At 70.0% G+C, this 23,476-nt stretch carries 16 protein-coding genes; 7 read left to right on the top strand and 9 right to left on the bottom strand.

Going from position 1 to position 23,476, the window contains the following annotated elements; all coding sequences use genetic code 11:
- From xylA to YWW_RS0126625, 3 genes are all read right to left on the bottom strand, one after another.
- Positions 1 to 1,155 (bottom strand): xylose isomerase (gene xylA / locus YWW_RS33365; protein ID WP_035705149.1); only part of this gene is annotated, 1,155 nt, incomplete at its 3' end.
- A 19-nt stretch (positions 1,156 to 1,174) separates the two neighbouring features.
- Positions 1,175 to 2,581, bottom strand: a complete 1,407-nt coding sequence (gene xylB / locus YWW_RS0126630; RefSeq protein ID WP_026932457.1) for a xylulokinase — start codon at positions 2,579 to 2,581, stop codon at positions 1,175 to 1,177.
- Positions 2,578 to 4,875, bottom strand: coding sequence for a TIM-barrel domain-containing protein (locus YWW_RS0126625; protein ID WP_026932456.1), 2,298 nt, complete (start codon positions 4,873 to 4,875; stop codon positions 2,578 to 2,580). The genes xylB and YWW_RS0126625 overlap by 4 nt, the downstream gene beginning before the upstream one ends.
- 210 nt (positions 4,876 to 5,085) lie before the next feature.
- Between YWW_RS0126625 and YWW_RS0126620 the strand changes: the two genes are divergently transcribed.
- Positions 5,086 to 5,556: a Dps family protein gene (locus YWW_RS0126620; protein ID WP_026932455.1), complete on the top strand. Its 471-nt coding sequence runs from the start codon at positions 5,086 to 5,088 to the stop codon at positions 5,554 to 5,556.
- A gap of 86 nt (positions 5,557 to 5,642) precedes the next feature.
- Here the strand turns inward: YWW_RS0126620 and YWW_RS0126615 are convergent, their stop codons facing one another.
- On the bottom strand, positions 5,643 to 7,046 hold the full coding sequence (locus YWW_RS0126615) for an endo-1,4-beta-xylanase (protein ID WP_026932454.1): 1,404 nt from the start codon (positions 7,044 to 7,046) through the stop codon (positions 5,643 to 5,645).
- Positions 7,047 to 7,232: 186 nt separating this feature from the next.
- Between YWW_RS0126615 and YWW_RS0126610 the strand changes: the two genes are divergently transcribed.
- A complete protein-coding gene (locus YWW_RS0126610) occupies positions 7,233 to 7,658 on the top strand; it encodes a hypothetical protein (RefSeq protein ID WP_026932453.1) in 426 nt (141 codons plus the stop codon).
- A gap of 19 nt (positions 7,659 to 7,677) precedes the next feature.
- Here the strand turns inward: YWW_RS0126610 and leuS are convergent, their stop codons facing one another.
- On the bottom strand, positions 7,678 to 10,494 hold the full coding sequence (leuS, locus tag YWW_RS0126605) for a leucine--tRNA ligase (RefSeq protein WP_026932452.1): 2,817 nt from the start codon (positions 10,492 to 10,494) through the stop codon (positions 7,678 to 7,680).
- A 335-nt stretch (positions 10,495 to 10,829) separates the two neighbouring features.
- On the opposite strand from leuS, the gene YWW_RS33360 reads away from it, so the two are divergent.
- The 5 genes from YWW_RS33360 (at position 10,830) to YWW_RS0126580 (ending at position 18,928) form a co-directional block, all read left to right on the top strand.
- Positions 10,830 to 11,810 carry an AAA family ATPase gene (locus YWW_RS33360; protein ID WP_051326365.1) on the top strand — a complete coding sequence of 327 codons (981 nt, stop codon included), beginning with the start codon at positions 10,830 to 10,832 and terminating at the stop codon, positions 11,808 to 11,810.
- Positions 11,811 to 11,812: 2 nt separating this feature from the next.
- On the top strand, positions 11,813 to 13,069 hold the full coding sequence (locus YWW_RS0126595) for a DUF58 domain-containing protein (protein ID WP_026932451.1): 1,257 nt from the start codon (positions 11,813 to 11,815) through the stop codon (positions 13,067 to 13,069).
- Entirely contained in the window at positions 13,066 to 15,402 is a 2,337-nt protein-coding gene (locus tag YWW_RS0126590) for a transglutaminase TgpA family protein (protein WP_026932450.1), read from the top strand. The genes YWW_RS0126595 and YWW_RS0126590 overlap by 4 nt, the downstream gene beginning before the upstream one ends.
- 25 nt (positions 15,403 to 15,427) lie before the next feature.
- The gene (locus YWW_RS33355) at positions 15,428 to 17,125 is read left to right on the top strand and encodes a DEDD exonuclease domain-containing protein (RefSeq protein WP_051326364.1); all 1,698 of its coding nucleotides are present in this window, start codon (positions 15,428 to 15,430) and stop codon (positions 17,123 to 17,125) included.
- 66 nt (positions 17,126 to 17,191) lie between these two features.
- Entirely contained in the window at positions 17,192 to 18,928 is a 1,737-nt protein-coding gene (locus YWW_RS0126580) for a RelA/SpoT family protein (protein WP_026932449.1), read from the top strand.
- 72 nt (positions 18,929 to 19,000) lie between these two features.
- On the opposite strand, the gene qcrB is transcribed toward YWW_RS0126580, so the two are convergent.
- The 4 genes from qcrB to ctaE form a co-directional block, all read right to left on the bottom strand.
- Positions 19,001 to 20,614 (bottom strand): cytochrome bc1 complex cytochrome b subunit, encoded by a 1,614-nt coding sequence (gene qcrB, locus YWW_RS0126575; RefSeq protein WP_026932448.1) that lies wholly within the window; start codon positions 20,612 to 20,614, stop codon positions 19,001 to 19,003.
- On the bottom strand, positions 20,611 to 21,729 hold the full coding sequence (gene qcrA / locus YWW_RS0126570) for a cytochrome bc1 complex Rieske iron-sulfur subunit (protein ID WP_026932447.1): 1,119 nt from the start codon (positions 21,727 to 21,729) through the stop codon (positions 20,611 to 20,613). Before qcrA ends, qcrB begins: the two co-directional genes overlap by 4 nt.
- On the bottom strand, positions 21,726 to 22,538 hold the full coding sequence (gene qcrC / locus YWW_RS0126565) for a cytochrome bc1 complex diheme cytochrome c subunit (protein ID WP_026932446.1): 813 nt from the start codon (positions 22,536 to 22,538) through the stop codon (positions 21,726 to 21,728). Before qcrC ends, qcrA begins: the two co-directional genes overlap by 4 nt.
- Positions 22,539 to 22,715: 177 nt before the next feature.
- Positions 22,716 to 23,318 carry an aa3-type cytochrome oxidase subunit III gene (gene ctaE / locus YWW_RS0126560; RefSeq protein ID WP_026932445.1) on the bottom strand — a complete coding sequence of 201 codons (603 nt, stop codon included), beginning with the start codon at positions 23,316 to 23,318 and terminating at the stop codon, positions 22,716 to 22,718.
- Positions 23,319 to 23,476: the final 158 nt, after the last annotated feature.

The following is a 23,476-nucleotide window of genomic DNA, read 5'->3' as shown; positions in this document are numbered from 1 at the left end:
GTAGAGGTGTTCGAGGGCGAGTTGGTCGAGCGCTTCGAAGGCCATGCCCTTGGCGGCGAGGCCGTCGATGTCGACCTCGACGTCCTTGACCTCGGCCCAGGTCTCCCCTGCGGCCAGGGTCGGGATCGCGAGCTGGTCGACCCGCGCGGCCTTCAATGCCTCCTGCACCGCCGCATCGGCCCGGAACGCCCGCACCTTCTCGCGCAGGATCAGGTAGTTGCGCATGCACGCCGCGGCCGAGACCCACACCCCTTCGTCGTCCTCGGTGCGCGGGGGNTTGAAGTCGAAGTGGATCGGNCCNGNNTACTGGCCCTTGGCGATNCCNTCNTCGACCGCGTCCACGGCCCAGAACGCCCCGCCCACGTTCCCGGCCCCGAAGCGCAGGTCCTGGTCATAGCGCGGACCGGTCTGCCCGTTCAAATCGATGTGGTAGAGCTTGCCGTGCCACAGCGCCTGGCGGATCCCCGCGGCGTAGTCGAGACCGGCCATCTCCTCATGCCCGATCTCGGGGTTGATCCCCACCAGCTCGGGCCGCTCGAGCTCGTTGATGAACGCCAGGGCATGCCCGATCGTGGGCAGCAGGATGTTCCCCCGCGGCTCGTTCGGCTTCGGCTCGATCGCGAACCGGAGGTCATAGCCTTGAGCGGTCACGTACTCGCCGAGGACGTCGAAGGCCTCCTTCATGCGGGCCATCGCCGACTGGACGTCCTTCGACCCGCCCGACTCGGCGCCTTCCCGGCCGCCCCAGGCGACGTACACCTTGGCGCCCAGCTCAGCGGCGAGGTCGACATTGCGCATGACCTTGCTGATGGCGAAGCGGCGCACGTCCCGGTCATTGGCGGTGAAGCCGCCGTCCTTGAACACCGGGTGCGAGAACAGGTTCGTCGTCGCCGTGGTGACCTTCAGCCCGGTCTCGTCGAGGGCCTTCTTGAAGGCCGCGATGGTGGCCTCGCGATCGGACTCGTCGAAGGCGAACACGTCGTTGTCGTGGAAGTTCACGCCATAGGCGCCGATCTCGGCGAGCTTGCGCACCGCCCGATCGGCGGCCATCGGCGCCCTGGTGGCCGACCCGAACACGTCCTGCGCCGCCCAGCCGACCGTCCAGATCCCGAACGAGAACTTGTCCTCAGGCACCGGCGAGTACTTGTCACTCATAATGCTTGTCCTTTGCTGCTTACTGGTGGGACGCCCACGAGGCCGTCTCGTCTCGGAGCGTCGAATACTGCTCGGACACCGCGGTCGCGGCAGTGCCGTCACTTGCGGCGCTGTACTGCGCAGTGTCGCCTACATTCCACTGCGGCGGTGTCGCTTCGCCGGACAGGGCCCAGGCGGCCTGCTTGGCCGCGCCGAGCGCCACGTACTCGGCCGAGGGGGGCACCTCCACGTCCACGCCGAACACCGTCGGCGCGATGCGCCGCACGGCCTCCGAGGCCGAGGCGCCGCCGATGAGGAGGACGCGCCTGGCATCGAGGCCCTGCGCGGCCATGGCGGCGATGCCGTCGGCCTGGGCCGAGAGCATGCCTTCGACGGCGGCGCGGGCCAGGTCGGCGCGGGTGGCGCCGGTGGTCAGGCCGGACAGCACGCCCGTCGCGTCGGGGCGGTTCGGGGTCCGCTCGCCGTCCAGGTACGGCAGCAGGGTCAGCCCGCCCGCACCGGACTCCGCGGCCAGGGCCAGGGAGTCGAACTCGGCGTGGTCGACGCCGAGCAGGCGGCGGAACGTGTCGAGCACACGGGCGGCGTTCAAAGTGGTCGTCAGCGGCAGGAACCGTCCGGTGGCGTCGGCGAACCCGGCGACCATGCCCGTCACATCCGCGGCCGGGACGTCCGAGACGCCGACGACGGTGCCGGAGGTGCCGAGGGAGACCAGGACGTCGCCCGCGCCGAGACCGAGGCCGAGCGCGGCACCGGCGTTGTCGCCGGTGCCGGGGGCCACGGCCGCGCCGTTCGCGGTGCGGCCGACGATCTCGTTCGGAGCGGCGACGCGCGGCAGGGCCGCGTCGTGGCCGAGGGCCTGGACGAGCTTGTCGCGCAGGTACTCCCCCGTCTTCGGCGACCAGTAGCCGGTGCCGGAGGCGTCGGAGCGGTCCGTGGCCGCCTCGGCGGCCGAGGCGCCGCGCAGCTTCATGGTCAGCCAGTCGTGCGGGAGCATGACCGAGGCGACGCGCCCCGCGTGCTCGGGCTCGTTCTCGGCGAGCCAGGCGAGCTTGGTGACGGTGAAGGAGGCGACCAGGACCAGGCCGGTCTCCGCCGCCCAGGTCTCGGGGCCGCCGCCTTCGGCGATGAGCCGCTTGGCCTGCGGGGCCGAGCGCGTGTCGTTCCACAGCAGCGCGGGGCGGATGACCTCGTCGCGCTCGTCGAGGACCACCATCCCGTGCTGCTGGCCCGAGACCGCGACCGCCTCGGCGCGGTCGAGGATGCCCTCCCCGGCCCGCTGGAGGGCGTCCCACCAGTGGTCGGGGTGGCATTCGGTGCCGTCGGGATGCGGGGCCTTGCCCGAGTCGACGATCTCGCCGGTCTCGGCCTCGACCAACAGGACTTTCGTTGACTGCGTGGAGGAGTCAATCCCCGCGACTAGCGTCATTTGCGCTCCAGTGCGACCTTCTCGGGCTTGCCGGTGACATCGATGAGCTCCACCTTAGCGATGTCGGCGGGGCCGCTCGCGAGAAGGGTCACGGAATTCTCGGAAACTTCCACCGAAACTTCCGTGTCACCGTCGACGTCGGAGAGGGTGACGCCTTCGCTCGGGCGCCCCCACACCTCGAGGGTGATCGCCTCGAACGGTCCGTCGGCGATGCGCTCGCCGGACGCGATGCGCGGGATGATCGCGCCGTAGCGCACGAACAGCGGGAAGGTCTCCAGGCCGTGCTCGGTGTCGATGTAGCGCCCGCCGGTGACGACCTCCTTGGTCCAGTAGTCGATCCACTGCCCCTCGGGCAGGTAGACCTTGCGCCGGCCGGACGGGTCGTTGACGGGGGCGACGAGCAGGTCCTTGCCGAAGCGGTACTCCTGGTCGGCGTTCCAGGCGACCGGGTCGTGCGGGTCGTCGACGCTGAGCGCGCGCAGCATCGGCTCGCCGGTGCGCGAGGAGTGCACGGCCGCCGAGTAGATGTACGACATCAGGGAGTAGCGCAGCTTGAGCGACTCGGTGGCGAGGCGCTCGGCCTCCTCGGAGAACTCCCACAGCTCGCGGGTGGTGGTGCCGTGGTAGCGCAGGAGCGGGGAGAGCGCGCCGAACTGGGCCCAGCGGATGTAGAGGTCGTCGGTGGGCCTGCCGTTGAAGCCGCCGGTGTCGTGGGACCAGAACGGCACCCCGGACAGGCCGTGGGACAGGCCGCCGCGGATGGTGCTGCCGAGGCCCGACCAGGTGGTCTGGACGTCGCCGGACCACTGGGCGGCGTGGCGCTGGCCGCCGAGGAACGAGGAGCGGGCCCACACCAGCTCGTGGCCGTTGATCTCGCGGGTGACCTCGCAGACGGCGTCGTTGTACAGCAGCGTGTAGACGTTGTGCAGCTCGGTGCCGCTCATGCCGTTGTGGGCGACGGCGTCGGCCGGGACGCCTTCGGCGAAGTCGGTCTTGTACAGCGCCGCGCCGGCCCGCAGCGGGCCGCGCAGCAGCTCCTTCCACCACTCGACGGCGTCGGGGTTGGTGAAGTCGACGATGCCGCTCGGCTCGTGCGAGCCGTTCCAGACGTCGGCGACATAGGTCTCGCCGGCGGCGTCCTTGAGGAAGTAGCCGCGCTCGTCGCCCTCGGCGAAGACCGGCGACTTGGCCGAGATGTAGGAGTTCATCCACAGGCAGACGCGGAAGCCCTGCTCGGCGAGGTCGGCGAGCATCCGCTCGGGCTCGGGGAACTGGGCCGGGTCCCACTGCATGTCGGACCAGTACGGCTCGTGCTGCCAGAACGTGTCGAGGTGGAGGACGTCGCAGGGGATGCCGCGCTCGCGGATCTTCTTGGCGCGCTCCATGACGCGCTCGTGGCTGTCGACGAAGAAGCCCGAGGAGATCCAGGTGCCGAAGGCCCACTTGGGAGGCAGCGCCGGACGGGAGGTCAGGCCGTCGAAGCGGTCGAGGATCTCGACGGGAGTGGGCCCGGCGATGACGAAGTACTCGAGGACGTCGTCGGGGACGAGGAACTCGACGGCGGCGTGGGTCTGCTGGGCCACGTCGAACTCGACGGGCGAACCGGAGTTGACGAGGATGCCGTAGCCGCGGTCGGACATGTAGAACGGGACGTTCTTGTAGGCGCGGATGGACTCCGAGCCGAAGGCGTCGAAGTTCCACATCACCGGGCGCTGGCCGCGGGCGTTGAGGGGGGCGAAGCGCTCGCCGAAGCCGGCGAAGGCCTCGTCCGGGGCGGCGGTGAAGGACTCGTGGTAGGCGGCGGGTTCGCCGTCGACGAGGGAGCGGCCGAACGGGAGGGTGCGCAGGCGCCCGGAGATGTCCTGCTCGCCGGGGTTCTGGGCGACGAGGGTCCGGCCTTCGGCGTCGGTGTAGCGCAGCGACCAGGTCTCGAGGGTGGCGACGGCGCGCACGGAGCCGGCGTCGACGACGAGGGTGTCACCGTCGACGGCGATCCGGGCCCCGTCGAAGGAGCCGGTCTCGACCATCTCGAGGATCTTGGAGGCGGCGGGCCTGGTGCCGGGCTCGGCGGACAGGCGGGCGCGGATGACGCCCTCGCCTGCGACGTCGAGGCCGACGTACAGCTCCTCGCCGGCGGAGGTGGTGGCCTTGAGGGTCACCGAGGAGGCGCCCCGCTCGACGACCTCGGCGGACTCGACGGCCGAGAGGCCCTGCTCGCCGACGGCGCGCTGCGGCAGTTCCGGCGGGTCGGCGACGAAGAACTCGCGTGCGACCAGAGGCGGGCGATAAGGCATTCGTGACTCCTGCGGTTCGGATGTTCCATGCTTGACGTGCGCCTCTCGCCGCCGGGGCGGCGGCGCGGGCGCACGACGATCTTTAGTTTATCGACTAATCCAACAAACTGCATCACGGGGCTTTGGCTTACTTTCGGCGCGCACGGGTACGAGCCTATTACGCTGACCTGAGACGTTGAGAGAAACGAGAGTTCCTTGCGAGGTATCGACATGTCGACCGTCCGCTCCACTCTGTCCGACGAGAACCGCGACATCACCGCCGGCGCGCTTCAGGGAGCGCTGGTCGATCTGCTCGACCTGTCGCTCGTCGGCAAGCAGGCCCACTGGAACGTGTACGGCAAGCACTTCAGATCACTCCACCTCCAGCTCGACGAGGTCGTGAGCACGGCGCGCAACGCCGCCGACACCGTGGCCGAGCGGGCCATCGCCATCGGCGTGAGCGCCGACGGGCGGGCCTCGACGATCGCGTCGGAGTCCTCGGTGCCGAAGGTGGAGGCCGGGCAGATCGCCGACACCGAGGTGGTGACGCTGTTCATCGAGGCCTACACCGCGGTCATCAGCAACATGCGCGAACGCATCGACGCCACCGAGTCGGCCGACCCGGTCACCCAGGACATCCTCATCAGCATCACCGCCGAGCTGGAGAAGCAGTCCTGGATGTTCCAGGCCGAGCTCGGCTGAGCCCGGGACCGGCCGCAGACGACGCACAGCGTCGACCGGGCCGGGGACGTTCGTCCCCGGCCCGGTCGACGCTGTGCTGTGAATGATCAGCCCGCGGTGCAGGTGACCTGTGGCGAGGCGCTGGCGCCGGAGCCGACGAAGCCCCAGGCGTTCATCGTCTGACCGGCCGCGATATTGGCGTTCCAGCCCACGTCGCTGGCCGTCACCGAGGAGCCGGAGCTGCTGATGTCGGCGTTCCACGAACTGCTGATCGACTGGCCCGAAGGCCACGTCCAGTTCAAGGTCCATCCGCTCACCGCGCTGTCGCCCGCGGTGATCAGGACGTTGCCCTGCCAGCCCGAACCCCAGTCGTTGACCACGTCGATCACGGCGGTGCAGTCACCGTCGCCGGTGGGAGGCGGCGTGGTGTCGTCCGGGGGCGTCGTGTCGTCGTCGGGCGGGGTGCCGCCGAGGACCTCCAGGACCGCGTCGTAGGCGGGCTTGGTGGTGTAGTCGTCGTTGTAGAGCAGCGGGGCGCCGTAGCCTTCGAAGACGTCCGGGACCCACGAGTCGCCGTCCCTCAGGCCCCACACGGTCACGCCCGAGCAGTCGGCGATGTTCGTGCAGATGTCGACCACGCGCCGGAAGTCCTCGGCCTGCTGCTCGAGTTCCTGCTGCGAGGCGGGCATCTGGATGCGGACGTCGAGCTCGGTGATGCGGACCTTGAGGCCGAGGTCGGCGAAGCGCTGGAGGTTCTGCTCCATGTTGCCGGGCACCTGGCCGAGGATCAGGTGGGCCTGGAAGCCCATGCCGTCGAGCAGGTTCTGGGAGACCAGGTCCTGCGCCATCTGGTAGTACGTGTCGGACTTGGCGTTGATGCCGTCGATCGAGTAGTCGTTCATGTAGAGGTCGGCGCTCGGGTCGGCCGCTCGGGCGTACTCGAAAGCCTGCTGGATGTAGCCCTCGCCCAGGCCGCGCAGCCAGAACGAGTCGCGCAGCTGGCCGTTCGAGTCGCCGACGACCTCGTTGACGACGTCCCAGGTGGCGACGTCGCCCTCCCAGTGGTTCATCGTGGTCGTGATGTGGTCCTCCATCGCCTGGCGCAGGGCCTCACCGGAGAGGTTCTGGACCCAGCCGGGGCTCTGGTTGTGCCAGACGAGGGTGTGGCCGTGGACCGACATGTCGTTCTCCTGGGCGAACGCGATCAGCCGGTCGCCCTGCGAGAAGTTGAAGCTGCCCTGGGACGGCTGGACCGCCTCCATCTTCATGCCGTTCTCGGCGGTCACCGAGTTGAACTGGGTGGCGATGGTGTTGCGGTAGGTCGAGTCGTTCTGCAGCAGGCTGTCGTTGACGGCGACGCCGATGTCGATGCCGAGGGCGTCGGCTCCGCTGCGGAGGGTGGATTGCTGGGCGTTGGCGAACTGGGTCGACAGGGCGAATCCCGCGCCTGCCATGACGACGGTGGCGAGTCCCGCTATCCATGCTCTACGGCGGGTGCGAGTTTGCAACACGTTTGCTCCTCATGCTTCTGCCGCGCGTGAGGGGACGAGGCATTGATCAATAGGGAGCGAAGCGCTCCCATAGGTGGACACAGCCTAATAGTTTCATCGATGTGTGTCAATAATATGATGGCAGCGGAGTTGCCGAAACAGTTTCGCTCGGGACCCCTCCCGCCCGTGCGGCCCTACGCTTCGGCCATGCAGATCGACGAAATGAGCACCGAGCGGCCCTCCGCGAGCCCCAAAGTCGTCATAGCGATGGTCCTCCTGTGGCTGCTCGCCGCGCTGAGCGTCTTCGCCACTTTCTTCGCATGGCAGGACTACGGCGCCCGGATCGAGCACAACCAGAATCCCGACTCGGCCATGCTGACCGCGTTCTCCGCCATGATCGTCATGGCCATGGCCCTGCCGTCGGCCACCGGCTTCCAACTGCGGAAGAACTGGGCGAGGGTTGTCGGCATGGTCCTCAGCGCCCTGGGCTGCGTCGGCGCGCTCTTCAGCCTCGCGGTCGGCCCGGCGGGCCTGATCGCGCTGGCGCTGTACGGCGTGCTCTACGCGATGCTGATCTCGGCCACCGCCAAGGAGTGGTGCGGCAGGCCGAGGCGGAGGGGGGCGTGGGACTGAGCGACCCACGCCCCCGCGGCTACTTGGCGACGATCGAGACCATGCGGCCGGGGACGACGATGACCTTCTTGACGTCCTTGCCGGCCAGGTTCGCCGCGACCTTCTCGTCGGCCAGCGCGGCCTCGCGAACGGCCTCCTCGCCCGCGTCCGCCGCCACCTCGACGCGGCCGCGGACCTTCCCGTTGACCTGCACCGGGTACGTCGCGGTCGCCTCGACCAGGTAGCGGTCCTCGGCGACGGGGAAGTCGACGTAGGCGACGCCGCCGGTGCGGCCCAGGCGCTCCCACAGCTCCTCGGCGATGTGCGGGGCGACCGGGGCGACCATCAGCACCAGGGCCTCGGCGATCTCGCGCGGCACCTCGTCCAGGCCGGTCACGTGGTTGTTCAGCGTGATCAGCTTGGCCACGGCCGTGTTCATCCGCAGGTGCTCGTAGTCGTCGCGGACCCCCGCGATCGTCTTGTGCAGCTCCTTCAGCGTCGCCTCGGCGGGCGGGACGTCCGCCACGGTGACCTCGCCGGTCTCCTCGTCGACGATGTTGCGCCACAGGCGCTGCAGGAACCGCTGCGAGCCGACGATGGCGCGGGTCTCCCACGGCTTGGAGTCGGCCAGCGGGCCCATCGACATCTCGTAGACGCGGAAGGTGTCGGCGCCGTACTCGGCGCACACCCCGTCGGGAGTGACGACGTTCTTCAGCGACTTGCCGATCTTGCCGTACTCGCGGTCGACCTTCTCCCCTTCGTAGTAGAAGACGCCCTCGACCTCGGTGACCTCCTCGGCCGGGACGTAGACGCCCCGCTCGTCGGTGTAGGCCCACGCCTGGATGTAGCCCTGGTTGAACAGGCGCCGGAACGGCTCGCGGCTGGAGACGTGCCCCAGGTCGAACAGGACCTTCTGCCAGAAGCGGGCGTACAGCAGGTGCAGCACGGCGTGCTCGACGCCGCCGATGTACAGGTCGACGCCGCCGACGTCGTCCCCGTCGGCCGGGCCCATCCAGTACGACTCGTTGCCCGCGTCCACGATCCGGTCCGCGGACTTCGGGTCGGTGTAGCGCAGCTCGTACCAGGAGGAGCCGGCCCAGTTGGGCATGGTGTTGACCTCGCGGCGGTACGTCTTGGGCCCCTCTCCCAGGTCCAGCTCGACCTCGACCCAGTCCTTGGCGCGGCCCAGGGGCGGCTCGGGCGCGGTGTCGGCGTCGTCGGGGTCGAAGGTCTTCGGCGAGAAGTCCTCCATCTCCGGCAGCTCCACCGGCAGCTGGTCCTCGGGCAGCGCGACGGGCAGGCCGGTCTCGTCGTAGACGATGGGGAACGGCTCGCCCCAGTAGCGCTGGCGGCTGAACAGCCAGTCGCGCAGGCGGAAGGTGGTCGCGGCCTCGCCGCGGCGGTGCTCGACCAGCCAGGCGGCGATCCGCTCCTTCGCCTCGGGGACGGTCAGCCCGTCCAGGAACTCGGAGTTGACGCAGCGGCCCTTGACGTTGTCCGTGTACGCGGCCTCGCCGTCCCATTCCTCCTCGCCCGCGACGACCTGGCGGATCGGGATGTCGAAGGCCTTGGCGAAGGCGAAGTCGCGCTCGTCGTGGGCGGGGACGGCCATGATCGCGCCGGTGCCGTAGCCGGCCAGGACGTAGTCGGCGATGAAGACCGGGATGCTCTCGCCGTTGACCGGGTTGGTGGCGTAGCCGCCGGTGAACACGCCGGTCTTGACCTTCGCGTCGGCCTGGCGCTCCACATCCGTCTTGGCGGCGGCCTCGGCGCGGTAGGCGGCGACGGCCCCGGCCGGGGTGTCGTGGCCGCCGGTCCAGGACCCGGGGACCTCGGCCGGCCACGTCTCGGCGGTCAGCGCGTCGACCAGCTCGTGCTCGGGGGCCAGCACCATGTAGGTGGCGCCGAACAGCGTGTCGGGGCGGGTGGTGAACACCCGGATGTCCCCCGCGTACGTCGCGAAGTCGGCGTACGCGCCGGTCGACTTGCCGATCCAGTTGCGCTGCATGGTCTTCAGCGAGTCGGTCCAGTCCAGCTCGTCCAGGTCGCGCAGCAGCCGATCGGCGTAGGCGGTGATGCGCAGCATCCACTGCTTCAGGGTGCGCGTGTAGACCGGGAAGTTGCCCCGCTCGGATCGGCCCTCGGAGGTGACCTCCTCGTTGGACAGCACCGTGCCCAGGCCGGGGCACCAGTTCACGGGCGCCTCGGTGACGTAGGCCAGGCGGTGGCCGTCGACGACGCGGCGGCGCTCGACGTCGCTCAGCTCGGCCCAGGGGCGGCCGTCGGGCGTCTCACGCTCTCCGGACTCGAACGCGGCGACCAGTTCGGCGATCGGCCTGGCCCGGTCGGCCTCGGTGTCGTAGTAGGAGTTGAAGATCTGCAGGAAGATCCACTGCGTCCACTTGAAGAAGTCCGGGTCGGTGGTGGCGAACTCCCGGCGCGCGTCGTAGCCCATGCCCAGGCGGCGCAGCTGGTCGCGGTAGCGGTCGATGTTCTCCGCGGTGATCTCGGCGGGCTGGCGGCCGGTCGCGATCGCGTACTGCTCGGTGGGCAGGCCGAAGGCGTCGAAGCCCATCGGGTGCAGCACGTTGAATCCGGCCATGCGCAGGTAGCGCGAGTACACGTCCGTGGCGATGTAGCCCAGTGGGTGCCCGACGTGCAGCCCGGCTCCCGAGGGGTAGGGGAACATGTCCATGACGAACCGCTTCGGCGCGCCCGCTCGCGGGTGGTCGGGTTCCGCGAGCGCGCCGGCCGGGTTCGGGGCGCGGAAGGTCTGCTCGGCGGCCCAGCGCTCCTGCCAGCGCGGCTCGATCTCGTTCGCCAGGCGTGCGTCGTAACGGAAATTCGGTTCACTCATGGGTAGTCCTGTGGATTCGGTGCTCGGCGGGATTCGATCGGCGTTTCGCGGGTACAGACCCCCGGACAGCAAAAAACCCCTGACCATGACGGATGCAGGGGCGCCGCGCGGGGGGATCGGACCCGCACGGCTACGTAAGCAGAAGCTCGAAACGTCGAGACATGGGTTCAGTGTAGCCGATGCGTCCGCAGGTGGCGCTACCCATTCGGCGAGGCGCCGACACTGGGCGCCTCCGAGTAGGATTGCGGGCAAGCGGCGGTCACGGCCGACGAATCCACCCCCACTGATTTCCCTCGGGAGGACCATTGGCGTTCGAGTCATCCCCAGCGCGGCCGGTGCAACAGCAACCGCCGTCGCCGTTGAGCCCTCAGGAGTTCAAGGCGACCGCGGAGGCGATCCTGACCAACGTCGAATGGGTCATCGAGGGGAAGTCTCACACGATCCGCCTGGCGCTGGCGGTCATGCTCGCCGAGGGCCACCTGCTGCTCGAGGACGTGCCCGGGGTGGGCAAGACCCAGCTGGCCAAGGCGCTGGCGCGCTCGGTCGACTGCTCGGTGCGCCGCATCCAGTTCACTCCGGACCTGCTGCCCTCCGACGTGACCGGCGTGAGCATCTTCGACCCCGAGAAGCGCGACTTCGTCTTCAAGCCGGGCGCGGTCTTCGGGAACCTGATCCTGGGCGACGAGATCAACCGGGCGAGCCCGAAGACGCAGGCGGCGCTCCTGGAGTGCATGGAGGAGCGCCAGGTCACCATCGACGGGAACACGTACAAGCTGCGCAGCCCGTTCATGGTCATCGCGACGCAGAACCCGGTCGAGATGGAGGGGACCTACCCGCTGCCCGAGGCGCAGCGGGACCGGTTCACCGCCCGCCTGGCGATCGGCTACCCGGACGTGAACGCCGAACTGGCGATGCTGGACCACCGCGGCGAGTTCAACCCGCTCGAGGCGCTCAAACCGGTGTGCGACGGGGAGACGATCACTCGGATGATCGCCACGGCCCGCGCGGTGCACCTGGCGCCGGAGCTCAAGCGCTACGCCGTCGACATCGTGGCCGCGACGCGCACGACCGCGCAGGTGCGGCTCGGCGCGAGCCCGCGCGCGACCCTCCAGCTGCTGCGGTGCGCGCGAGTGCTGGCGGCCATGGACGGACGCGACTTCGCCCTGCCCGACGACGTGCAGCAGCTGGCGGTGCCGGTCCTGGCCCACCGGCTCATCCCCACCACCGAGACCACGATGGGCGGCGGCGACACCGGCTCGATCGTGGCCGACATCATGCGGCACGTCCCGGTGGTGTCGCAGCCGGGAAGGTACTAGTCGTGGAGCTCACCGGACGCGGCAAGACGCTGCTGGCGGTGAGCGCCGCGGTCGGCCTCACCGCCCTCCTCGTGGGCGAGGGCGACCTGCTGCGGGCGGCGGTGCTCGCGGCGATCGCGCCGCTGGGCGGCCTGGCCCTGCTGTCGTGGACGCGCCCGTCCCTGGAGTCGAACCGGGTGCTCAACCCCGCGCAGGTCGAGGCCGGCCAGTCCACGCAGGTGCGGCTCGGCATCCAGAACACCGGCCGACGGCGCCCGCCGGCGCTGATGCTGGAGGACCGGATCCCCTACCGGCTGGGCAACCGCCCGCGGCTGGTCCTCGAACGGCTCGCGCCCGGCGCGCGCAGCGTCGTGAACTACACGATCGTGCCCAGCGCGCGCGGCGCCTACGAGCTGGGGCCGCTGCGGGTGCGCTGCTCGGACCCGTTCGGGCTGGCGGCGTCCAACCAGGAGTTCCCCATGACGACGCAGCTGATCGTCACCCCGCGCATCGAGCCGCTGCCGACGCTGCGCCTGCCCGGCGGGGCCGGCCTGTCCTCCGGCGACTCCCAGGCGCAGGCCGTGGCGATCACCGGCAACGACGACATCGCGGTGCGCGAGTACCGCCACGGCGACGACCTGCGGCGCGTCCACTGGAAGGCCAGCGCGCACCGCGGCGAACTGATGGTGCGGCGCGAGGAGCAGCCGTGGGAGAACTCGGCGGCGATCCTGCTCGACGTGCGCCGCGGCGCCCACCGCGGTGAAGGCGACCACTCGAGCTTCGAGTGGATGGTGAACGCCGCGGCCTCGGCGACGGTGCGGCTGGCGCGCGACGGCATGGCCCCGCGGCTGGTGACCGCGCACGCCGAGTTCGAGTGCCGCCGCGGCGACTACACCGAGACGATGCGGTACCTGGCGACGGTGTCGGCCACCTCGGGCGCGCAGCTGTCGGGGGTGGTCGAGAAGACGCAGCGGGCCAGGTCGGTCTCGGCGATCGTGGCGCTGCTGGGGCATCTGACGCCGGAGGAGGCCGGATCGCTCGGCCGCCTGGCGCGGCGCGGCGGCCACTGCACGGCGCTGCTGCTGGACCCGACGCGATGGGCGCCCCACCACGGCTCGAACCATCATCACGACCCCCGTGAGCAGGCCTTCGCCGTCCAGCACCGGGCGGCCGCGGCGGCACTGCTCGGCGCCGGCTGGCAGGTCATCCCGGTGGTCTCGGGTGTCGAACTGCGGCGGGTGTGGACGGGCCTGGGCATGTGGAAGGCGGCCGGAGTATGAACAGTCAGCGGCACGCGACGATGGTCGCGGCGGCGAGTCTGAGCCTGACGTTGACGCCGCTGGCCGGGATCTTCGAGGGCCTGGGGTGGGCGATCCCGGTGCTGCTGATGGTCGCGGTCATCGCCACGGCCGGGTCGCTGGTGCGCTCGGCGGGCCGCGGCCAGGGCCTCCAGACGCTCGCGATGGTCGGCGCCCTGACGGTGCTCATGACCATGATGTTCAACGGCGGCACCGCGATCGCCCTCATCATCCCCACACCGGACACGTTCTCGCACTGGCTGAACCTCGTCGGCCAGGGCATCAACGACATCATCGTGATGGCACCGCCGGTCGCGCCCGAGGGCGGGATCCTGTTCATGACGATGATGGGCGTGGGCGTCGTCGCGATCCTGCACGACATGTTCGTCGTGGGGCTGCGCACGCCGGCGCTGGCCGGGCTGACGCTGCTGACGATGTACCTGGTGCCGGTGTCGGTCGCGCCCGACGCGACGGCCTGGTTCTGGTTCATCCTCCCGGCCGTGGCCTACCTGTGGGTCCTCGCCGACGACAACCTGCGGCGCGTCTCGCGCTTCGGGCACCGCTTCACCGGCTCGGGCCAGCTGGTCGGGCCGCGGTTCCCCTCCCCGCTGGCGGCCACCGCGCGCATGGCCGGGGCCGTGTTCGTCACGCTGACGCTGATCCTGCTCGCGGTGATCCCCACCAACACCTCCGGCCTGGTCGACCAGGTCGCCCAGGGCTACGGCGACGGGGAGGGCCCGGGCGGGGGCGACCTGGGCAGCCTCGACCCGTGGGCGCAGTTGTCGGGCTCGCTCAACCGGCCCGACCCGGTCGACGTCATGCGCGTCACCACCGACGACCCGTCGCCGCGCTACCTGCGGATGCACGTCGCCGACGTGCTCACCGACTCGGGATTCCACCCCAGCCCCTACGACGAGCTCGAACCGCTCGACTCGCTGAGCGGAGGCGGCGAGGTCTTCACGGCCCAGGTGGAGAACCTCGAACTGGTCGACCAGGTGGCGCCCGTCTACGGGCGGCCCGCCGCCGTCGACCTCGACGAGGACGAATGGGGCGTCGAACCGAACACCGACGTCATCGCCAGCGAGGACTCGAGCATGGAGGACGTCGACGAGTACACCGTCCAGTACACCGACCCCGACTGGGACGCGGCCACACTGGCCGCCGCGGACCCGACGCCCACCGACTCGGCGGTGTTCGAGCGCAACACGGACCACCCGGACGTCCCGGAGCTGAGCGGGATCGTCGAGCAGCTCATGACCGAGGCCGGGGCCGTGACCGTCCACGAGAAGACGCTCGCGGTCCTCGACTACCTCTCGCCCGCGAACGGCTTCACCTACAGCCTGGAGACCACCGACGCGGGCAACGAGGAGGCCATCCTCGACTTCCTGGACACCAAGGAGGGCTACTGCCAGCAGTACGCCGCGTCCATGGCCTGGATGCTGCGGGAGGCCGACGTGCCGGCCCGCGTCGCCATCGGCCTGACCAAGGGCTCCTACTCCGAGGGCGTCTGGACGATCAGCAGCGACAACTTCCACGCCTGGGTCGAGGTGTACTACGAGGGGCTCGGCTGGATCGACTTCGACCCGACGCCGTCCTCGGGCGTGTCGGACTCGGTGAGCTTCCCGTGGGCCACCGAGCCGTCAGAGGCCACCGACCCGGCCGACCAGGGAGGCGCGGCCCCGGGCGAGGAGCCCACCACCACTGCGCCGACCGAGGCGCCGACCTTGCCCGAAGAACTCGCCACGGGCGCCCAGGAACAGCCCGGGGAGCAGAGCGCGGCGGGCGAGACCGGCGGCGGGGCCAGTCCGGCGTGGCTGGCGCTCCTGCTGCTGCTGGCGGTCCCGTTCATCCCGGCGCTGTGGCGCTCCGCGCTGCGGCGCTCCCGGCTGAGCCCGCGACGGCTCAACGCGCAGACCGCGTGGGACGAGACCCGCGACCTCGCCGTCGACTACGGGATCGAACTGCGCGCCTCGTTCACTCCGCGGCAGACGGCCGCCGCGCTCGCGCAGGCCGTGCCCGACGCGCGCGAGGCGTCCGAGGCGCTGGCGTCCGCGGTGGAGCACCACCGCTACTCCCCCAGGGGCGCCGACGCCGCCGCACTGCCCGCCGCCGTGAAGGACCTGCGCATCACGCTGGACAAGAACGCCGAACCCCGGCTGCGGTTCGGGGCGATCCTCTGGCCGGCGTCGCTCGCGGCCCGCTTCGCCGAGCAGCGCGGGCGCGCGTCGACGCGGCTGACCGAGCTGCGCGCCAAGGCCCCCTGGCCGCGCCGTTCGAACAGCGGCGGCGACGAGGCTGTCACAGGACGCCCGTAATCTGTTCACCGTGTATGCGAACGGAATGAGCGGGGGCTACTCGCAGCCCACGCTCGACAGCCTCGGAACCCCCCTGTCCGAGGTGACGTTCTGCGTGGTGGACCTGGAGACCACCGGCCTGGCGGCCGACGCGTGCGGGATCACCGAGATCGGTGCGGTGAAGGTCAAGGGCGGCAAGGTCGTCGGCGAATTCGCCACCCTGGTCGACCCGGGCGAGCCGATCGACCCGCGCGTGACGCGGCTGACCGGCATCACCGACGACATGGTCGCCGACGCCCCCCAGATCGGGGCCGTGCTGCCCTCGTTCCTGGAGTTCGCCTCGGGGACGACGCTGGTGGCGCACAACGCCGGCTTCGACATCGGCTTCCTGCGCCACGCCTGCGAGCTGTGCGACACACGCTGGCCGCGCCCGCCGGTCGTCGACACGGTGGTCCTGGCCCGCCGCCTCACCGAGAAGAGCGAGATCCCCAACCGGCGCCTGGGCACCCTGGCGCGGTTCTTCGGCTCGCCGGTGACGCCGAACCACCGGGCCCTGGACGACGCCCGCGCCACCGTGACCGTCCTGCACGGCCTCATCGAGCGGGCCACCGGCCACGGGGTCACCACCGACGCCGAGCTGGCCGAGTTCTGCCGGGCGATCCCCTCCGAGCTCCAGCGGCGCAAGCGCCACCTCGCCGACGGCCTGCCGCACGTGCCGGGCGTCTACATCTTCCGCGACGCCGACGACCGGGCCCTGTACATCGGCGTCTCGGTCGACGTCGCCGCCCGGGTGCGCAGCTACTTCTCGGCGGCCGAGCAGCGGCGGCGGCTGCGGGACATGATCGCCTCCGCCGAGCGCGTCGAGGTCATCGAGTGCGCGCACCGCCTCGAGGCCGGCGTGGCCGAGCTGCGGCTCATCAGCGGCGGCAAGCCGCCCTACAACCGGGCCGCGAAGTTCCCCGAGCACCGCAGCTGGGTGCGGCTGACCGACGAGCCGTACCCGCGCCTGTCGGTCACCCGCAGACCGCCCGAGCCCGGCGAGCCCAGGCTCGGCCCGGCCTCGGGCACGCAGGCGCAGGCCGCGATCGGCGCGATCGAGGAGGCCATGCCGATCCGGCAGTGCCGCACGAGGCTCTCCCCGAAGCGGACCTCCCCCTCGTGCATCCTCGGGGAGATCGGCCGCTGCCCCGAGCCGTGCCGCCACGCCGTCGGCGTCGAGGAGTACGCGCGGATCGCGCGCGAGACCGCGGCGGCCATGGACGGCGACCCGACACCGGTGGCCGAGGCCGTCGCCGGACGGCTCGCCGAGCTGTCCGAGAGCGAGCGGTTCGAGGCGGCCGCGGCCAAGCGCGACGAGCTCGGCGCCTTCCTGGCGCTCGCGGCCTCGACGCAGCGCCTCAGAGGCCTCGTGGGAGCCGGGGAGATCGTCGCCGCGGGCCGGGCCAAGGGCGGCGGCTGGGAGGTCGCCGTGATCCGCCACGGGCTGCTGGCGGGGGCCGTCCGCACGCCGCCGCGCGCCGACCCCATGCCGTACATCGACCGGCTCAAGGCGACCGCCCGCGCCGTCGAGCCGTCCTCGGACGTCGTCGACGCCGCGCACGCCGCCGAGGCCAGGCTGCTGCTCGAATGGCTGGCGAGGCCGGAGGTGCGGCTCGTGTCCGTCGAATCGGAGTGGTCGTGCCCGGTCGACGGCGCCGAACGGTGGACCGGGACCGTCCCGATGCTGAAATCCGACAGTCGTTAGTGTCGATTCTCACGGCCGTTCGTTGTACATCTAGAATGCGATCAACCTTGGGCATCGGAGGCTTTCATGTTGCGCGCATTGCTTTCGGCTACTACTCGGTCTGCGAAACAGGACGACCCGTGGGATCTGGCGGGGCGCGTCGCGCAGCTCGAGGCGGCCCACCGCGCGCACTGCGAGCAGCCCGACCTCCTCCTGGTCAGGCGGGCCTACCGGATCGCCGAGCAGATGCACCGCGGCCAGGCCCGCAAGTCCGGCGAGCCCTACATCACCCATCCGATCGCCGTGGCCACGATCCTGGCCGAGCTGGGCGTCGACACCGCCACCATCGCCGCCGGGCTCCTGCACGACACCGTGGAGGACACCAGCTACTCGCTCGAGGCGCTCCGCTCGGACTTCGGCTCCGAGATCGCGGTCATGGTCGACGGCGTCACCAAGCTCGACAAGATCCACCTCGGCTCCGCCGCCGAGGCCGAGACGTTCCGCAAGCTCGTGCTCACCGCCGGGCGCGACATCCGCGTCATGGTCATCAAGCTGGCCGACCGGCTGCACAACATGCGGACCATCAAGTTCAAGAAGCGCCCCTCCCAGATCCGCATCGCCGAGGCCACCAAGGACGTCCTCATCCCGCTGGCCGACCGGCTCGGCCTCTACATCATCAAGCGGGAGCTCGAGGACATCGTCCTGGAGACCCTCGAACCCGAGGTCTTCCGGCACATCAAGGAGCACCTCGGCTCCGACACCGACCGCAAGCGGCAGGTCGCCGCGATCGTCCCGCAGGTGCGGCGGGCGCTGCGCGGCTACAAGGTGGCGGCCAAGCTGCTCGACCGGCCGCGGCACCCGTACTCGGTCTACCGGGAGATGCAGAAGCATCCGGGGACCGGCCCGAGCGACCCGCCGCGGCTGGTCGTCGTCGTCGACGGCCCCGCCACCGAGTGCTATGCGGCCCTCGGGGCGGTCCACCAGCTGTGGAAGCCGATCGGCGGCAAGTTCAGGGACCTCATCGCCGCCAAGAAGTTCAACCTGTACCAGTCGCTGCACACCGCGGTGAACGGGCCGGGCGGCGTGCCGGTCGAGTTCCTCATCCGCACCAGGGAGATGCACCAGACCGCCGAGATCGGCATCGTCGCCGGGCTCGGCGAGGCCGGCTCGGACCCGGCCCAGGTGCAGCTGCCGTGGCTGCGGCGCCTGCTCGAATGGCAGAACGAGATCGCCGACTCCGGGCAGTTCCTCGACTCGCTGCGCTGCGACCTGGCCGACCAGGACATCCTGGTGTTCACCGGGCACGGCGAGCAGGTCATGGTGCCGCGGGCGTCGACGCCGGTCGACGTCGCCTACTCCGCGGGGCCGGCCAAGGGCCACCGGCTCATCGCGGCCTACGTCAACGGTGAGATCGCGCCGCTGTCGCAGCGGCTGCGCGACGGCGACTCGGTGGAGCTGGTCCTGACCAACGAGCAGCCGTACGGGCCCTCGAAGCAGTGGCTGGAGCACGCCAAGACGCCCGAGGCGCAGCTGCACATCAACGGCTGGTTCGACTCGCAGGGCGTCGACGACCTCGAGAGCACCGGCGAGCTCCCGATCATCCCGATGCAGCGGTTCGAGGACGAGCTGAAGGCCGGGAAGAACCGGCTGTGGCGCTCGCTGATCGCCCGCGGCCGGGGGCTGGCCGGGGACCAGCCGCTGCACGGCGTGGCGTCCTCGCTGGGCTTTCCCGACCTCGACTCGCTGTACCTGGCGCTGGCCAGGGAGAAGCTCGACCCCGACGAGCTGGCGGAGAAGCTCATCACCACCGTCGACCGCTTCTGAGTCGCCGGTCCGCCCGGGACACGCGAACGGCGGGGCCGCACCGAAGTGCGGCCCCGCCGTTCGTCGTCTCGGCTAGTGCTTCTTGCCGGCCTCGATCTCGTCGCGGCGTTCGCCGCCGACGGCGCGAGAGCCGTTGCCGGAGCCGTTCGGGTCCGGTTCTTCGATGGACTTGAAGAAGCCCCTGTCGGTCGGCTCCAGGGCCCCGATCCGGTTCATCTTCTTCGGCACCACCGCGCCGGAGTACTCCAGCTCGGTGTGGCCGTGCTCGTCGGGCTCGGCCAGCGGCTGGTGCACCTCGTAGAAGCGGCCCTCCGGGTCGCGCATGAGGATGCCGGTCTCCAGGCCGTGCGCCAGAACCTCGCGGTCGTGCTGCTGAAGGCCCAGGCAGATCCGGTAGGTCAGGTAGTACGCGATGATCGGCAGGACGACGATCCCGATGCGTCCGGCCCAGGTCATCGCGTTCAGGCTGATGTGGAAGGTCTCGGCGAACACGTCGTTGCCGCCGGTGATGACGGCGATGAGCCAGAAGACCACCACCATGACGCCGAGACCGGTGCGGCCGGGCACGTCGCGCGGGCGCTGGAGCAGGTTGTGGTGCGCGCGGTCCTTGACGAAGCGGCGCTCCAGCAGCGGGTAGGCCAGCGGCAGCAGCACCGACAGGCCCATGCCCACGACGCCCGGCCAGAACACGGCGGGCAGCGTGAAGTACGGCGGCACGCGGAACTCCCAGGCCGGGAAGAGCCGGATGAGGCCGTCGAGGAACATGACGTAGAAGTCGGGCTGGGAACCCGACGACACCACCGACGCCTCGTACGGCCCGAACAGCCAGACCGGGTTGATCTGGAACAGGCCGCCCATCGCCGCGATCACGCCCCAGATCAGCAGCATGAAGCCGACCTGCTTCATGATGTAGTTCGGGAACATGCGGAAGCCGACCACGTTGTGCTCGGTGCGCCCCGGTCCGGGCCACTGGGTGTGCTTCTGCACGAACACCAGCCCGACGTGGACGGTGATGAGCGCGAGCAGGGCGAGCGGCAGCACGAACACGTGGAGGATGTAGAACAGCGAGATGACCGAGTCGCCGGGGAAGGCGCCGCCGAACAGCGCGGCGGACGCCCACGGCCCGATGAACGGGACCGACTCGGTCATGCCCTCGGCGATGCGCAGGCCGGTGCCGGACAGGCCGTCGTCGGGCAGCGAGTAGCCGGTGAAGCCGTTGAAGAAGCCGATCCAGAACATCACGATGCCGATGACCCAGTTGAGCTCGCGCGGCGCGCGGAACGCACCGGTGAAGAAGATCCGCAGCATGTGGACGAGGATCGCCGCCATGAACAGCAGCGACGACCAGTGGTGCATCTGCCGCATGACGAGCCCGCCGCGGACCTCGAAGGAGAGGTTCAGGGTCGACTCGTATGCCGCCGACATGCCCACGCCCTGGAGCGGCACGTACGAGCCTTCGTAGACCACGTGGGTCATGGACGGCTCGAAGAACAGCGCCAGGAAGGTGCCGGTCAGCAGCAGCAGGATGAACGAGAACAGGGCGATCTCGCCCAGCAGGAAGGACCAGTGGTCGGGGAAGACCTTGTTCATGAGGACCCGGGCCGGTCCGGCGAGCTTGAAGCGGTCGTCGAGCTCTCCGCCCGCCTTGGTCATCAGGCTTTCGCTTGTACCTTTGCGGCGCTTCACTGTTCATCCTCCTCTGGGAGGGACGGGCGGTTCCAGAACGCCGGTCCTGGGGGTACCAGGAAGTCCGACTTGGCGTAGAAGACGCCCTCCTCGTCGACGCCGAGCGGCAGCATCGGCAGGTGCCGCGTCGCCGGTCCGAAGATGGGGGCCGCATTGTCGATCACGTTGAACTGCGACTGGTGGCAGGGGCACAGCAAGCGCTGGCTCTGCTGCTCGTAGAGGCTGGCCGGGCAGCCGACGTGCGTGCAGATCTTGGAGTAAGCGACGAAGTCGCCCCACATGGCCTCGGCGTCCTGGTACATAGGATACAGGTTCGCGCGGAGTGCCTCCGCGTCCTGTGCGCGCAGGCGGATGAGCAGCACCGGCGCCAGGGCGTGCTCGTTGCTGGCGCCGCCCTCGATGGCCGGGAAGACCGTGATCTGGCCGCCGGTCGCGACCATGTCCGGGCGCACGAGCGCGCCGTCCTTCAGCATCACGCGGACGGGCTCGCCGTTGTTGTGCTTCTCGGCGTTCCACCCGGTGACGGTGAGCATGTCAGCGGGGTCCTTGATGAGCCCGCCGAGCGGCGCGATCGCGGCGAGGCCGAGCGGGGCGGCACCGAGCAGGGCGGCCTTGACCAGGAACGGGCGGCGCTTGAGGCCCATGTCGTCCACGACCGTGTCGACGGTCGACTCGGCGACGCGGCGGTCGTCCTTGGCGGAGCCGCCGTCGTGGCGGTCCTGGACGAGCTCCTCGACGGGCAGCAGCTTCTTGGCCCAGGTCAGGACGGCGAGGGCGATCAGGAGCAGCGACAGACCGAGGGTGATGCCGAGGATCGGCGTGTACCAGGTCTGCGGGTCGCGCCAGGTGGCGGCGCCCTCGTACTCCCAGGGCCAGAAGATGTAGGCGGCCACGAACAGCGTCGCGAACAGGCCGGAGCCGAGGAACATCGAGGCGACGATGCGCTCCATGCGCTTCTCGACCTTCGTCCCGGGCTTGGCGTAGCGCGGCTCGTAGTGGATGATCTCGATGCCGTCGCGGCGCAGACCCTCACGGTAGACGTCGAAGCGCGAGAGCTTCGGGTCGCTCAGGTCGACCTCGTCGTCGGGCTGGCGGTCATCGTTGTGGGCACTCACGATTTACCTGCAATCCAGAGCGTGGCCAGCAGCAGTGAGGTGATGCCGACCAGGAAGATGGCGAGTCCTTCGGTCGATGGGCCGAAGCGTCCGAGGGAGAAGACGCCGCCCGGGTCCTTGTCATCGTTGACGATGTACTGGACGTAGGCGATGAGGTCGGCCTTCTCCTCGGGGGTGAGCTGGTTGTCGGCGAAGACCGGCATGTTCTGCGGGCCGGTGAGCATCGCCTGGTAGAGCTCCTCGTCGGTGACGCCGTCGAGGGAGGGGGCGTGCGCGCCCGATGAGAGGGCGCCGCCGCCGCCGGCGTAGCCGTGGCAGGAGGAGCAGTTGACGCGGTACAGGTCGCCGCCCGCGGCCGAGTCGGCGTCCTCGACCATCGCGGCCAGGTCGTCGGGCACGGAGGAGCCGCCGCCGAGGTACTCGACGTAGGCGCCGAGCCACTCGGCCTCCTCCTCGGTGAAGGAGGGCTGGCCGGCCGGCGCCTGGGCGCCCTGGGCGGCCAGCGGCATGCGGCCGGTGTTCACCTGGAACTCCACCGACGCCGAGCCGACGCCGATGAGGCTCGGGCCGCGGCCGTCGATGCCCTCACCGTTGTCGCCGTGGCAGCTGATGCAGCTGGTGTCGTAGAGCTCTTGGCCTTTGACGACCTCCGAATCGACGGCGTTGGCGGTGTCGTCGGGTTCCTGGGCGTAGAGACTCGGTGAGAACACCGAGTAGAGCCCGCCGACGATGACCAACGCGCCGGTGAACCTGGCCAGCGCGCCGAGGCGCTTGCGCCAGCCTCGGCGGCGTTTCGCTGATGCAGCCACGGTTGTTGCCTCACCTTTATCTAGCTCTCAGACCGGCGGGGGCTGTGCGTCCTCGTCCGGTCGGGCGGCCGTCTCCGGGGGACGGCCGTCGCCTTCTCGGATATCGGCCGCGGCGCGGGGCCGCGGCTTGACTGTGTTTCGGCCGGAGGAGACGGTGGTCGCCTTCGGCCCGCCTCGTTACTGGAGGAAGTAGATCATCGCGAACAGCGCGATCCACACCACGTCGACGAAGTGCCAGTAGTAGGACACCACGATGGAGGCGGTGGCCTGAGCGGGAGTGAATCGTCCCATCGTCGTGCGGATGAGGAAGATGACGAACGCGACGAGGCCGCCGGTCACGTGCAGGCCGTGGAAGCCGGTGGTCAGGTAGAACATCGTCCAGTAGCCGTCGCTGGCGATGGTGTGCCCTTCGGCGACGAGGTTGCGGTACTCGTTGACCTGGCCGAGCATGAAGACGAGCCCCATGATGAAGGTGATCGTGAACCACTTGCGCAGTTTGTAGACATTGCCCCGCTCGGCGGCGAAGACGCCGAGCTGGCAGGTGATCGAAGAGGCCACCAGGATCACGGTGAACACCAGCGCGTAGGGGATCTCCAGGTGCGGGGTCGCTTCGGCCCACAGTTCCGGAGCGGCGGCGCGGATGGAGAAGTACATCGCGAACAGGCCGGCAAAGAACATCAGTTCGCTGCTCAACCACACGATGGTGCCGACACTGACGACATTGGGCCTTGTCAGTGAGTGGATTCGGCTGGGGTCGATTGTTGCTTCGGCGGCAGTCACGGGCACATTATTACGGCTCGGCACTCGCCAGCCGTGCATGGGGTGTGTTTTTCGCGCGTGTCGGCCGACGGTAGGCTTCGGCGATCTTCCCATAGAGTCCGCAGGTCACCACCGGTTTGGCCACTGTAGGCGGATTGGGGAGCGGAAGTGGCCGCGCC

Origin of the sequence: Glycomyces tenuis DSM 44171, from assembly GCF_000427885.1 — a bacterium.
GTDB lineage: Bacteria > Actinomycetota > Actinomycetes > Mycobacteriales > Micromonosporaceae > Glycomyces > Glycomyces tenuis.
Note: the sequence above shows the minus strand (reverse complement) of the source record. Positions and strands in the feature narration are given on the sequence as shown.

Bases quoted from the DNA above. Each gene is read 5' to 3' on its own strand.
- xylB (WP_026932457.1), bottom strand. From the start codon at position 2,581: ATGACGCTAGTCGCGGGGATTGACTCCTCCACGCAGTCAACGAAAGTC.
- YWW_RS0126625 (WP_026932456.1), bottom strand. From the start codon at position 4,875: ATGCCTTATCGCCCGCCTCTGGTCGCACGCGAGTTCTTCGTCGCCGAC.
- YWW_RS0126620 (WP_026932455.1), top strand. From the start codon at position 5,086: ATGTCGACCGTCCGCTCCACTCTGTCCGACGAGAACCGCGACATCACC.
- YWW_RS0126610 (WP_026932453.1), top strand. From the start codon at position 7,233: ATGCAGATCGACGAAATGAGCACCGAGCGGCCCTCCGCGAGCCCCAAA.
- leuS (WP_026932452.1), bottom strand. From the start codon at position 10,494: ATGAGTGAACCGAATTTCCGTTACGACGCACGCCTGGCGAACGAGATC.
- YWW_RS0126590 (WP_026932450.1), top strand. From the start codon at position 13,066: ATGAACAGTCAGCGGCACGCGACGATGGTCGCGGCGGCGAGTCTGAGC.
- YWW_RS33355 (WP_051326364.1), top strand. From the start codon at position 15,428: ATGAGCGGGGGCTACTCGCAGCCCACGCTCGACAGCCTCGGAACCCCC.
- YWW_RS0126580 (WP_026932449.1), top strand. From the start codon at position 17,192: ATGTTGCGCGCATTGCTTTCGGCTACTACTCGGTCTGCGAAACAGGAC.